A 13,649-nucleotide genomic window follows, 5' to 3' on the forward strand; every position below is an offset into this window, starting at 1 on the left:
CAGCCGACCCGGATCCGGCCGTGGCGGCACGTCGCGACCTGCCGGGCGATCCCGCCGACGAGTCTCGAACCACAGGCGCGGCAGCGGGTCCCGTGGGTTCGCCCGAAGCCGGGCGGGCCGCCGCGGAGAACTGGGCCACCGGCGGGAACGCATCGACCAGTACGGGCCGGCATCGGGCCGTGGACGGGTTGGGTGGTTCGGAGTCTTCGCATCGGGCTCCGCTGCGCGATGATTCTTGGCCGACGTCCGGAGACGGGACGCCGGGCAGAGGCGCAGACGGGCCGTGGGTGAACCCGGCGGGTGGTGAGGGGCAGGCCCCGCAGCCGTTTGCGCCTGCCGCGCATCAGCAGTCGCCGTTCGCACCGGGGCAGCAGACACCGGTTGGTGGAACCCAGGGCAGCTTCCCAGGTACGCCGCAGCAGGCTCAGTACGGGGATCAGACAACCGTGTACGGGCAGGGGCCGCAGGGCGGGCCCGGCGGGCAGGGTGCCGGTTTCGGTGCCCCACAACAGGGTCCGTGGCAGCAGGCACACGGTGGGCCGCAGCAGGGCTGGGCGCAGCAGACCGGTGCACCCGGGCCGAACGGCGGTCCGGCGACCGGTGAATGGCAGCGGCCCGAGCAGGACGGCCCACAGGGCGGACAGGAGGCCGGTTTCGGCCCCTCACAACAGGGTCCGTGGCAGCAAGCCCACGGTGCGCCGCAGCAGGGCTGGGCCCAGCAGACCGGTGCACCCGGGCCGAACGGCGGTCCGGCGACCGGCGATCGGCAGCAGCCCGGAGCCGAGCAGGGTGGCCCGCTCGCCGCTGCGCCGCAGCAGTTCGGCGCGCAGCAGGCGGGCAACCCGCAGTGGCAGCAGCCGGGAAGCGACCCGGGACAGTCTGATTGGGGCAATCCCGGCAACCCGGCTGGACAGAATCTTTCCGGCGAGCCGCTGGGTCAGGGACCGTCTGCCGAGCCGGTCGACGGGCAGGCAGCCGGCTCCGGGCAGCAGCCGCATCTCGGTGATCCGGCGCAGACCGGGCAGGGCGCGCCGCACGGGCAGCCGTCCTACGGGCCGGGTGCGCCCGGGCAGCCGAACGGGCCTCAGCAGTTCGCACCGGGGCAGTTCGCACCGGGTCAGTACGAACCGGATACCGGCGGGCCGCAGGGCAATTCGCCGCAGTACGGCCGGCCCGCACCGGGCGGGCCCACCGGATACGTCCCGGGGCCTTCCGGTGCGTACGGCCCCGGCCAGGGGCAGCAATACCCCGCCCCCGGCGCACCCCTGCAGTACGGCAGCGCACAGCCACCGCCCTCGCTGGACAACGTGCCGCTGCGGCGCGCCAAGAAGGCCCCCGGTTCAGGCTGGCGTAAAGCCGTGCACCATGTTTCGGGCGGAGCCATCAACCCCGGTCTGTCCGCTGAAGAGCGTCGTCTACAGGAACTGGTGGCCCGAATCCGCCAGCCCGTGCGCGGCGATTACCGCATCGCGGTGCTCTCCCTCAAGGGCGGCGTAGGCAAGACCACCACGACCATGGGCCTGGGCGCGATCTTCTCCTCGATCCGCGGCGACCGGGTGATCGCGGTCGACGCGAACCCGGACTTCGGCACGCTCTCCCAGCGGGTGGCGCTGCAAACCCGTTCCACGGTCCGGGATCTGCTCCTGGATCCCTCGATCACGCGCTACTCCGACGTCCGCCGGCACACCTCCCAAGCATCCAGTCGCCTGGAAGTGCTTGCCAGTGAACGTGATCCGGCCGCCTCGGAGGCGTTCAGCGAAGACGAGTACCGGTCGGTCGCCCGGATCCTGCAGCGCTTCTACAACATCATCCTCACCGATTGCGGCACGGGTCTGATGCATTCGGCCATGGCCGGCGTCCTGGACCTGGCCCATTCCCTGGTCCTGATCTCGTCCTCTGCCATCGACGGCGCCCGCAGCGCCGCCGCCACCCTGGACTGGCTGTCCCTCCACGGCCACGACCACCTGGTCCGAAATGCCGTGGTGGTCATCAACCTTCCGCGCCCCGGCGCGAAGACCGTGGGCATCAACCAGCTCCGCGACTACTTCCTGTCCCGCTGCCGCGCGGTCCACATCATCCCGTACGACGGCCACCTCGGTGAAGGCGCGGAGATCGACCTGGCCCGCCTGACGAAGGACACCAAACGCGCCTACGTGGAACTCGCCGCCACCGTCGCCGACGATTTCGCCACCGACCACCGCCGCCACGGCTGACCGCACTCACACGACCGATCGCGCCGGGGCCACAGCCCCGGCGCGATTCGCGTCCGTATCGAAATAACCCGCAGCACAACGACAAATGCTTACAGCCGTCGCGATTCACCCGCGACCCACCGCACCCGGGCACGCACCGATCGACTCCCGGGCACAGCCCGGAAGCCGGACAAACCCACAATGGACCGTCCCGCCGGACCCCACCCTCGAGGTTCCGGCGGGACCGCCAGGGGCCTTTACCAGGCGGGCAACCGCCGACGCCCGGCGAGCACGTCGCGCACCAAATCGTCGTAGGCGTCAGACAATTCGGCCAAATGGTGCCACGCGCCGTGCAGCATCTCGTCGTTGGCGTCGAGGGTCATCAGCGCGTGATGCGCGCGGATCGACGCCTCGGCCAGCCGATCGATGACCGAACCGACCGTTTCCGTGTGCAGGGTGGCGCCCAGCCGATGCTGGGGTACCGAGCGCACGATCCAGTCGTCGATGGCCATGACCAATTCGACACGCCGACGCTTGTTTTCGACTATCGCGGCCGGATCCATCTCCGGCCCGAAGCCGCCGCGACCGACGATGCGCCGCTCGTGCAGCACCGCGAGATCATGGGCGAACCACAGCAGGGGTCCGCCGATGACGCGGTGACCGCGGCAGGCGCGCAAAAGTAGGTCGGAGGTCGGCAATAGCCCGGAGGTCAAGCCCTGCGTATCGACGACGTCCGCATACTGCTCGGACACGTCGGGCAGCGCCACAACGACCGTATTTGATGTCTCCGAACCTGCCACGTTGCCTCGCGTTCATGAACGTACAACACGCATTCAGGATGTTCATTACAATAAACCTCGGAACGTCCCTGTCAAGCCTTACACGGCGATTCGGCACCCGGAGTAGACTTCGGGTCCTTGAAGCAACAACCGAGGAGCGAGATGGCGGACGGTCCGAGATACCAACGGATCGCAGACCTCCTCCGCGAGGAGATCCGCGCTGGCAAGTGGAAGCCGGGCGATCGACTTCCCAGCCACAACGAGCTGGCCGACCAGATGCAGGTTTCGATCACCACCGCTCGCAACGCGATTCAACTCCTGGTCGCCGAGAACTTGGTTTACACAGCAACTTCCAGAGGCACTATCGTCCGCAGCCAAGAGGTCCTCGAATCGGTTGTCACCAACCATATTCGACCCGACCGGCCGCGGGCTGCACACGATATCTTCGTAGAGATCGCCCGGGCGGCCGGGCGCGAGCCGTCCAAACAGTTCACTGCCAGAATGGAACCGGCCAGTCCGGAGGTTGCCCACTGGCTCGGCGTGGAAAGGGATGCCTGGGTCGTGTCACGAACCGTCATGCAGTACCTGGACAATGAGCCGTGGTCCTGGGAGGTCAGCTTCTATCCGCGCGACCTCGCCGAGGCCACCGGCATCGATGTACCGCACGACATCCCCGAGGGCACCACGCGACGGCTGTCCGAGCGCGGTTACGCCGAGACCGCGCACCGCGACACGGTCGTGGCGCGCCCGGCGACGGCGGAGGAGGCGGCCGTGCTCGGGGTCGGTCCCGGCACGATCCTGCTGGACCACCTGCGCATCGGCGCGAACCACGAGCGCATCACCCGCGTCACCCGCCATCGCTCCACGGCGGCCCGCAATCGCCTCGCCTACGAACTGGGCGACGACGACGGCACCGATGTCATACGCAAGACCCTCGGCGCCCCACCACCTCCCGCCAATTCCCACTCCTTCGAGAGTTCGCTGCTACCCGGCTCCTCATGACCCCCCTAATCCGGCCGGCCCGCCTCGCCGACATCGGGACCATCACCCGGTTCCGCCTGCAACGTACGTCCTGGCTGGCCGCTCGCGGCAGTGACCAGTGGACGCGCGCGGGCCGCGGCCTGCCCATAGAGACCTTCGTCCGGTCGGTCGCGCGCGCGGTCGGCAACGGCGAGACCTGGATGGCCGAGATCGACGGCGAGGTGGCCGGCACGATCACGGTCAACGACCGTGCCGACGAAGGCCTGTGGTCGCCGGGCGAACTCGCCGACGCCGTGATCGTTCACTACATGATCGTCGACCTCCGCTTCGCGGGCCATCGCATAGGCCACGCGCTGCTGGAACACGCCGCGATGCTCGCCGCCCGCACCCACCGCGACTGGGTCCGCCTGGACGCGTGGACGACGAACACGGCCCTGCACGACTATTACGTCCGCGCGGGCTTCCGCCAGGCTCGCGTAGCCGGCCCCGAGGCCACCGGCCCCTCCTGCGCCCTGTTCGAACGGGCGACCGCCAGCTGGGTTTCCACCCGTAGACTCCCACCGCTGCCCGTGTCCGCCACGGTGCAGCAGCAGCTCCACGCAGGCTGAACGAGCGGATCAGCGATTACCGGCCGGGTCCACCCGGTCGGTGAGATCCCGCACGGACGAACACAGTTCGGCCTCGGGAACGCCGGTTCGGCAGTCCTCCATCACGATCCGGACATATCCGAACGAGCTGGCGGCGTTGCCGCCGAATGGATAACACTCAGCGCCACACGCTCTGGTACACGACATCGGCCAGCTCGACGGCATAGCCGCAGAGCTCTTCACGGCCCGCTTTCGACAGGTAACCGGTCGTGGCGACCGAGACGTAGCCGTAGGTGGTGGGCCAGGCCAAGGTACAGGTCATGTGGTCTGGCTCGCCGCCGGGCGACAGCGCGGTCTGCCGCGCTTGTACAGAGTTACCGATGGTGACGACGGTAGCCCCGGGTTCATCGGGGAACCGGCGACTGGACACCAGAATTGATACCGCGAGGGACAACCGGCCGCCCGAATTTCGCATCTGCCAGTCGCAGCGGCGTTGGTCTCCGGTGTCGCTCAGTGTGCCCTTGTCCCTGACATCCAGTCGATCGCGCATGTTCGGCGTCATGAACGAACACGGTTCCTGCCTCGCGATGGGCGCTGGGCCGGTCGTCGTGTAGCCATTGGAGGTGGTGGTCGAGAGGGTCGTTCGGGTAGTCGCGTACTCGTCGTCTGCGGCGCTGTCACCTTCGGCTCCGACCGCGTTCGAGATCGCGAGCGCGATAGAGGCGACGACACCGACGCAGACCAGAGCGATGACGATGGCTTTCCACTTGCTACCGGCTCGGGCGGGAGGAACGCCGTCCTGGGCTTGGGCGGCGGAGTCGGACCATACGAAGTTCGGCCTCACACCTTTCGACGGGTAACCGGCCGGTACGGCCCGGTCGGTCTGCTGATCGAAGGCCCCGCCGCCAGAATGGACAACTGTCCGTTCCGCATCGGGGCCCGTGGCCCGGATGTCGTGTGGGATCCACGCGTCACTCGGGCCGACCAGTGACGCGAAGGGCCGTACCCCAGATTCGGGCGGTGGGGCGAACTGCTGCTCGACCGTCTCGGCGGCACGAGGCGAGAACGGCGCGGGAGCAGGCGAGCGCCGAGCGGATTCACCACTCGGCCCGGCGAACGAAGGCGGCGCACCCCTTCCCGCCAACGCCGCGGCCGCCGCATCGGTGAATTCGAGGCAGGTGGCGAACCGATCGCCCGGATCCTTGGCCAGGACCCGGGCGAGCACATCGTCCAGCGCCGCCGGAAGGTCGGGTCGCGCCGCGGTGATCCGGGGCGGCGGCTTGTGGAGGTGACCGGTCATCACGGTCATGGCCTGGGTGCCGGGGAAGGGCGGCTGCCCGGTGACCAGCCGGTAGAACGACGCGCCGAGGCTGTACACGTCGGTGCGCGAATCCAGCGGCCCGCCGGACAGCTGTTCCGGCGAGGCATACGCGACGGTGGCCAGGAAGGTGCCCGTGCGGGTCAGCTCGGTGGCATCGCCGGACGGTTTCGCGATGCCGAAGTCCGCAAGCAGAACTCGCTCATCTCCGTGCTGTTGCGGCGCGAGCAGGAAGTTGGCGGGCTTGATGTCCCGGTGCAGCAGCCCGGCGCGGTGCGCGTGGTCCAGCCCCTGGCCGATCTCGGCGACGATGCGCAGCGCTCGCTCCGGCTCCAGCCCGCCGGGTGACGCTTCCAGCGCGCTCGCGGCGTCGGTGCCATTGACGTATTGCAGGGCGATCCACAGGCAGCCCTGATCCTCGCCCCGGTTCTGCACCGACACGATGTTCGGATGATCCAGGGCGGCGGCCAGATTGGCTTCCCGCTCGAACCGCGCCCGATACTCCGGATCACCCACCAGATGCGGCCACAGCACCTTGAGCGCGTCGAACCTGGGCAGGGTGGGATGGCGGGCCAGATAGACCGTGCCCATCCCACCGCTGCCCAGGACCCGTTCGAGGTAGTACCCGCCCAGGGTGGCGCCGGGACCGATGATCAACGCCTACAACCCCGGCAGTTCGGCGATCTGGACCATCTCCTGCCCGCGCGAGCGCGACACCAGGATCCCGCGGCCCGGGGGCAGCTTCGACGGGCGGACGTCACCGATCAGTTTGCCCTCGTCGCGGGGGCCGCTCATCAGCAGCGCGTCGACGGACATGTTCTTCATCGCGCCGAGAACGCCGTCGTAGAGGGCGCGGGACACGCCGCCCATCCGGCGCGTGATGATCACGTGCATACCGATGTCGCGGGCCTGGGGCAGGTATTCGACAAGGGGTGCAAGGGGATTGGTCAGACCGCCGGTCGCCACCATGTCGTAGTCGTCGATCACGATGTAGATCTCCGGCCCGGTCCACCAACTGCGCTCGCGCAGCTGCTGGGGGGTGATGTCGGAGCCGGGGATCCGCTTGGAGAGGTAGTTCACCACCTCCTGGATCATCGGCCCGGAGGTCTGCGACGACGTCGAGTACCCGGCCAGCTGATCACCTTCCAGCGCACCGAGCAGCGTGCGGCGGTAGTCGATCAGGATGACCCGGGCCTGGGTGGCGTCCGAGCTCTCGGCGATGCCGTGAATGATGTTGCGCAGCAGGGTGGTCTTGCCCGACTCCACGTCGGCGAAGGCCATCAGGTGCGGATCGGTGCCGAAATCCAGGACCAGCGGGGCCAATTCGGCCTCGCCGAGCCCGACCACGATCTTGGTCGGCCCCTGCTGCACGCGATGCGCCCGCGCGATCTCGAGTACCTGCTCGCGGTGGATGTTCTGCGGCAGCATGCGCACCTCGGGCGCCCGCCGGTCGCCGTACATGGCCTGCATCTGCGCCTTGGCCGCGGCCACGCCCTCGCCGAGGTTCTGGGCGCCGGTGTCGGAGTCCAAGCGCGGCAGCGCGATCAGCATGTGCAGCTGCTCGGCGGTCAGACCGCGGCCCGGCCGGTTCAGCGGCACGTTCACCGCGATGCGCCGGCCCATCTCCGAGTCGGACGGATCACCCAGGCGCAGTTCGATTCGAGTACCGATCTGATCCTTGATGGCCGGCCGGATCTCGGCCCAGCGCGAGGTGCCGAGAATGACGTGGATGCCGTACGACAGACCCTGCGCACCGAGCTGGGTCACCGCGGACTCGAGGGTGTCGAACTCCTCGCGCAGCACCGCCCAGCCGTCGACGACCAGGAACACGTCGCCGTACTTGTCCGTCAGCAGCGGATCGTCGTGCGCCCCTTGAGCCAGCGCCGCGTGCTTGCGCCGCCGGTACTCGGCCATGGACTCGATGCCGAGCTGCGCGAAACGCTCCTCGCGCTGATGCAGCAGCGTGGTGAGCTCGGCGATCGTACGCCGCACCCGATCCACGTCCAGCTTGTTGGCGACGGACCCGACGTGCGGCATCCCCGACAGACCGGCCATGCTGCCGCCACCGAAGTCGAGGCAGTAGAACTGCACCTGTTCGGGCGTATGCGTCGCCGCGGCCGCCATGATGATGGTGCGCAGCGTGGTGGATTTACCCGCCTGCGGACCACCGACGACGGCGATATTGCCCTGTGCGCCCGCGAGATTGATCTGCAGCACGTCGCGCCGCTGCTCGTACGGCTTGTCGATGATGCCGATGGGCATCCACAGCTGTCCGTGCCGGTTGACGGGCGAGCGCCAATCCGGGTCGGGCAGCAGCATGTCCACGGTCGGCGATTCCTCGAGCGGCGGCAACCACACCTCGTGGGCGGGCCGCCCGTGCCCGGTCAGTCGCTTGACGACCACCTGCAGCAGGCTGTCCGGGATGCCTTCGTCGGCGGCGGGCGGCGGGGGCAGCAGGTCCAGCGGATCCAGGCTCGGATCGGGCGCGGGCAGCGCCAGCTGTTCCACCGGCCCGGCGATGAATTCGCGCGGCGGCGCTTCGGCCACCGCGGTGCCGTCGGCCTGACGCGCGGCGCGCGGCGCGACGTACGGTCCGGACACGTAGGTCGCGTTGAACCGCAACGGATCCGAGGCATCGCTCTTGAGATAGCCCGCACCCGGTACACCGGGCAGGTGGTAGGCGTCGGTGATACCCAGCACGGCACGGGATTCGTTGGCGGAGAACGTCCGCAGACCGATCCGGTACGACAGATGCGCGTCGAGTCCGCGCATCTTGTTCTCCTCCAGCCGCTGCGAGGCGAGCAGCAGGTGCACGTGCAGCGACCGCCCGAGGCGGCCGATCATGACGAAAAGATCCGCGAAATCCGGCTTCTGCGAGAGCAATTCGGAGAACTCGTCGATGACGACGAACAGCGCGGGCAGCGGATCCAGCGGCACGCCCGCCGCACGCGCCTTTTCGTAGTCGGTGACGTTGGCGAAATTGCCCGCGGTGCGCAGCAATTCCTGCCGCCGGTTCATCTCACCGGCCAGCGCGTCCCGCATACGGTCGACGAGGTCGAGCTCTTCCTCGAGGTTGGTGATGACCGCCGCGACGTGCGGCAGCGGATCCAGTCCGAGGAACGTCGCGCCGCCCTTGAAGTCGACCAGCACGAGGTTCAGCTGATCGGGCGAGTGCGTCGCGACCATGGAAAGCACCAGGGTGCGCAGGAATTCGGACTTACCCGAACCGGTCGCGCCGATGCACAGCCCGTGCGGGCCCATGCCGTTCTCGGCCGATTCCTTGATGTCGATCTCGACGGGCGTGCCGTCGGGCGTGGTGCCGATCGGCACCCGCAACCGCTCGCGCCCCGCACGCGGCCGCCATACCTTGGACGCGTCGATCTGCGCCGCGTCCGGAATCTTCAGCAGCGCCATGAGTCCCGGGTCGGCCGCGCCGGTGCTGTCCCCCAGGCTGACGATCTGCGCGGCGGTGGCGATGCGGAAGCGCGCCAGACTGCGCGAGAACGATTCGGTCTGCGCCCGCGTCACGATGTCGGCGGTGGCGAATTTCTCGGTGCCGGAGGCGCTCTTGGCGAACACGTCACCGTCGGCGGCCACCAATTGCAGCCCGCGCCGCGCCGCCAGGCTGTTGTCGGTGGAGCTGAGGTCGATGACCGTCACCGCGTCCAGCCCGGATTCGCTGATGAGCCTTTCGGTTCCGTTCACGTACCCGTCGTCGATCACCACGACCAGGTGCAGCCGGCCCGCGGTGGGCTGCGGATTGCGCATGAACCGCCCGCGTTCGAGCAGATCCTCCGCGAGCGCGGTCTCCAGCTCGCCGAGCGAACGGTAGATCATGCGGGCCGCGCCCATGCCGTCGCGATGGGCCGAATGCTGGATGTGCGGAAGCCATTTCGCCCAGGACCAGGCCGGGTCGTCGGGCTCGGCGCAGACGATGGCGACCGCGACGTGGTCGGGCCCGTGGAACGCGGTCAGCTCCATGATCATCGACGCCACCAGCGCCCGCGAATCCTCCACCGGCCCTTCGACATTGATGGCCGGGAAGGCGCGCAGCGACACCGCTGTGGGCAGATGGTGCACCACCGAATGCGTGCGCACGAACCGGCGCAGCGCCACCGTGGAGACGGGTTCGAGATCCTCGAGCGGCCCGGTCTCGGGCCGGGCGAGTTTGGCCGCGAGCCGGTGGGTTCCGATGCCGACGCGCACGTGCCCGAAGTCCGGATCGTTGGGCCTGCGCTCCCACATGCGCCTGGTCCCGACCACCGAGGGCAGATCCGCCGGTTCCGGATGACTCCACACCAGCGTCTCGAGCTGCTTCTGCGCGGTGCGCCGCACCTCACGCCGGGTCTGGTCCAGGTAGCGGAAGTAGTCCTTGCGATCCTCGTTGAGCTCGGCCGAACCCTTGTTGTTGCCGCGCTGTCCCATGAACATGCCGGCCATGGACATGACCATCATGAGCGGGAACATCATCATGAACGGGTTGGTCAGGATGGACCTGCCCATCATCGCCATCATGGCGATCATGCCGACCATCGCGATGATCATGATCACCGGCATGAGCTTCTGGATCAGCGGTGCGGGCACCGCGCGCGGAATCTCCGGCGGCGCGGTGAGCGCGAGTTCACCGCCGGGTGCGCGGGGCGGGGCGATACGTGGCCTGCGTACGAATCCTTCGGTAGCCATGGATGTTTCTCCGGTCCTTGCTAATCGAGGTCGGGCAGCTCGTCGTCGCGGTGCGCGCGGCGGAACGGAATCGAGATGGCGAGACCGATTCCCAGCGCGGCGAGGCAGACGATGGACCCGATGACGGCCACGAGACGGGGGAACCGCGCGGGTCCCTCCGGCGCCTGCGGCTCCGGGAAGATGAAGGCCTGATCGGCGCCCGTACTCACGTGCTGTGCGGGCAGTTTCGCGGTCAGCGCGGCGAGCGGATCGATGAGCCCGTAGCCCATGCGATCGTCCCGGCCGGTGCCGGGACCGTGCGCGGTGCGGGTGATGCGGTCCATGACCTGCTGCGCGGTGTATTCGGGATGCTGTTCACGAATGAGCGCGGCGAGCCCGGCCACGTAGGGCGCGGCGAAGCTGGTGCCGTTGATCGGCACGAATCCGCCCTTGTCCCCGGGCAATCCGTTGATCAGCCCGGTGCCGCCCGGCTTGTTGTCGAGCGAGACGATGTTGGTGCCGACGGCGGCGACCCCGACCCACGGCCCGTAGAGGCTGAAGCTGGAGGGCCCGCCGGTGTCCTGCACCGATCCGACGCTGAGCACGTACGGGGTGAACCACGCGGGGGTGGCCACGGTGCTCACCTGTCCCCAGCCGCCGTTGCCCGGATTCTGTGTGCCGCAACCCTTGTTGGACGTATTGCCCGCCGCCACGACCACGACCACGTTGCGTTCGTAGGCGTAGCGCACCGCGGCGCCGAGCGATCCGTCGGCGCTGTCGCCGGACGCGCCGGAACAGGCGACCTCGGAGATGTTGATGACCGTCGCGCCCATGTCGACCGCGCGCACCACGGCCGCGGCCATGGTCAGCGTGCTGCCGTACCCGCTGTCGGTGATGCTGCCGGGGGCCGCGTCGCCCTTCTTGTCCTTCTCCCGATAGGCGATGCTGTACTGCCGAATCGAGAGGATCTCGGCGTCCGGCGCGACGCCGACGAAGGCGTCGTCACCACTGGGCCGGGCGGCGATGATCCCGGCCACCAGCGTTCCGTGCCCGTCGCAATCCCAGGTGCCGTCGGAGTCGGCGGACACGTAGTCCCCGCCCGCCTGCAGCGCGGGCAACCGCGGATGCCGGTTCACCCCGGAGTCGATGACCGCGACCTTCTGTCCCTTGCCCGTGGCGAACTTCCACGCCGCCGGCAGGTTGAGCACCTTCTGCGAGACCGGCTCGTCACGCGGAACGATGCCGTCCGGCTTGACCTTTCGGCCGTCACCGGTGTCCACCGCGGTGCCGACCGTGCCCTCGATGCAGATGCCGTGCTTCTCGGTGGTCACCAGCGGAGCGGGCTTGCCGCTCAAACCCTGTGCCTCACCGAGCAACCCGAGATCGGCGACCGGCGGCGACACCGTCGCCATCGGCCGTGCGCCGGCCCCGGCCGCCGGTCCCATCAGGGCGGCGCCGAGAACGGCTGTGGCGCAGACCACTCGGGCCCAGTTCGTGAATCGCCCGCTCATATGTTCCGCGCCATCGAGTAGACGCCCGTGAGCCAGAGCACCAGCGGGATGATCGATACGATCAGGCCGTATTCGAAGATCTCGTTGAAGCGCCGCTGCACCGGGGTCACCTCGATGTGCGGGCCGATGACCCCGAACCCGATGGCGCACACCGCGAAGATGAGCAGCAATCCGGCCGAGAGCAACAGCTTGTGATTGTCACTGAGCGCCAGCAGCACCAGCAGGCCCGCGAAGGTGCTCATGCCCCCGACGATGAGCACGCAGGCCTGGGTGAGGTCCGCGAAGGACCGCCCCCGCAGGCACAGGATGATGGCGACCACGACGGCGAGCGTGATGCCCTGCCAGCGCGGCGATCCCAGCGGATCCGCGGCCAGCAGCGCGCCGACGACCGCGCCCAGGGTGCTGCCGACCACCATGCCGGTCTGGAACTGGTTGGCGGTGCGCGCGCGAATGCCGAGCCCGTGGGCCGAGGGCAGCACGGTCGCGCCGATGGCGCCGATGCCCTCGATCGTGGGCCGTGGTTCGTGGTCGGCCGGGTCGATGGCCGCGCCCGCGGTGGGCACCGGCGGCACGGGCAGCCGGGCCAGGGTGGCGGCCAGTCGCGGCACGGAGGAGAGCACGATGAGCGCGACGACCAGTGCGCCGCCGCCGAGTTGGGCCAGGCCCACATCCCAGGCGATACGGACCGCGGCCGCTCCGCCGATCAGTATCGAGAGCGTCACCCCCGCCGCGACGACGGCCGCGCCCACGCGGATCAGCCGGTATCCGACGATCGCCATGAGCAGCGTGGCCGTGGCCCCCAGCAGCGCGTTCGGACTGCCCAGGTCGCCGGGCACCATGAGCGCGCCGCCGCCGAAGGTCAGCAGCAGCATGAGCAGGGTGAGCACGGTGGCGGTGAGCTCGTCCTGATATTTGCGCTCGGTGATGACAGCGGCCACCAGTGCCGCGATCGCCCCGCCCATGAACATGGCCGCGGCCACGAACGCGTCGCCCGCACCGCGCGCGAACGCACCGAGCACCAGCGCGAACAGTGTGGCGAAGATCGCCGCGGCCAGTCCGGTCCAGCGGGCCGAGCCCGCCGACCAGCCCCGGAATTCCTCTGCGGTGAGCCGGGATACGGCGTCGATCACGTCGTCGAAGAGCGCGGGCGCTTCCTTCGCGGCGACCGCGCGCAGTACGAGCAGCTCGCCGTCGAAGATCTCGGCGTCGTTGAGCGTCTGGCTCGGCGCGATCATGTCGCGCCCGAGTTTGGCCAGCGTCCAGTGCTGCGGCTGAAGCGGTGTCCCCCCGTCTTCGCTACCCAGTGGCTCCGGGTTGCGGGATTCGATCAATTTCACGAGATCGTCGATGAATGCTGCGATTGGCGTGTTTGCCGGCAGCCCGACGTCGAGCTGGGTATTCCCCCCGATGACGGACACTCGGCACAATTCGGGTTCGGCGGCTCCCAGGCCGCCGATCGAAGGTGCTGTTGTCACTTGCTGAACTGCCCCTAACGTCTCAACAGTTGCCCGCCCAGGGCGGTTAACCATAATGTATCCGACTGTCCGCAACTGTGCGAAGAGCACGTGTGGCTGGGGAATGTGAACGAAAGCCCAACCAGGTTCAACGAATTCGGGGTT

8 protein-coding genes are annotated in these 13,649 nt (G+C 68.8%); 3 read left to right on the forward strand and 5 right to left on the reverse strand.

What is annotated here, in order from left to right; all coding sequences use genetic code 11:
• Positions 1 to 446 precede the first annotated feature (446 nt).
• A complete protein-coding gene (locus ACFVBH_RS28980) occupies positions 447 to 2,213 on the forward strand; it encodes an AAA family ATPase (RefSeq protein ID WP_379006342.1) in 1,767 nt (588 codons plus the stop codon).
• Between the two features lie 236 nt (positions 2,214 to 2,449).
• Here ACFVBH_RS28980 and ACFVBH_RS28985 read toward each other — a convergent pair whose 3' ends face one another.
• A complete protein-coding gene (locus ACFVBH_RS28985) occupies positions 2,450 to 2,959 on the reverse strand; it encodes a DUF4254 domain-containing protein (protein WP_354986074.1) in 510 nt (169 codons plus the stop codon).
• 174 nt (positions 2,960 to 3,133) lie between these two features.
• Here ACFVBH_RS28985 and ACFVBH_RS28990 point away from each other — a divergent pair, with 174 nt between their 5' ends.
• Both ACFVBH_RS28990 and ACFVBH_RS28995 read left to right on the forward strand, forming a co-directional pair.
• A complete protein-coding gene (locus ACFVBH_RS28990; RefSeq protein ID WP_354986075.1) occupies positions 3,134 to 3,973 on the forward strand; it encodes a GntR family transcriptional regulator in 840 nt (279 codons plus the stop codon).
• On the forward strand, positions 3,970 to 4,560 hold the full coding sequence (locus ACFVBH_RS28995; RefSeq protein ID WP_354986076.1) for a GNAT family N-acetyltransferase: 591 nt from the start codon (positions 3,970 to 3,972) through the stop codon (positions 4,558 to 4,560). The genes ACFVBH_RS28990 and ACFVBH_RS28995 overlap by 4 nt, the downstream gene beginning before the upstream one ends.
• Positions 4,561 to 4,717: 157 nt before the next feature.
• Here the strand turns inward: ACFVBH_RS28995 and ACFVBH_RS29000 are convergent, their stop codons facing one another.
• From ACFVBH_RS29000 to eccD, 4 genes are read right to left on the reverse strand one after another with little or no spacing between them, the layout of a single operon-like run.
• On the reverse strand, positions 4,718 to 6,514 hold the full coding sequence (locus tag ACFVBH_RS29000; RefSeq protein ID WP_379006348.1) for a serine/threonine-protein kinase: 1,797 nt from the start codon (positions 6,512 to 6,514) through the stop codon (positions 4,718 to 4,720).
• 3 nt (positions 6,515 to 6,517) lie between these two features.
• Entirely contained in the window at positions 6,518 to 10,540 is a 4,023-nt protein-coding gene (gene eccCa, locus ACFVBH_RS29005) for a type VII secretion protein EccCa (protein WP_379006351.1), read from the reverse strand.
• 20 nt (positions 10,541 to 10,560) lie between these two features.
• On the reverse strand, positions 10,561 to 12,030 hold the full coding sequence (gene mycP / locus ACFVBH_RS29010) for a type VII secretion-associated serine protease mycosin (RefSeq protein WP_354986079.1): 1,470 nt from the start codon (positions 12,028 to 12,030) through the stop codon (positions 10,561 to 10,563).
• Positions 12,027 to 13,559 carry a type VII secretion integral membrane protein EccD gene (gene eccD / locus ACFVBH_RS29015; protein ID WP_354986080.1) on the reverse strand — a complete coding sequence of 511 codons (1,533 nt, stop codon included), beginning with the start codon at positions 13,557 to 13,559 and terminating at the stop codon, positions 12,027 to 12,029. Before eccD ends, mycP begins: the two co-directional genes overlap by 4 nt.
• Between the last annotated feature and the right edge of the window lie 90 nt (positions 13,560 to 13,649).

Origin of the sequence: Nocardia sp. NPDC057668 (assembly GCF_042799795.1) — a bacterium.
Classification (GTDB): Bacteria; Actinomycetota; Actinomycetes; order Mycobacteriales; family Mycobacteriaceae; genus Nocardia.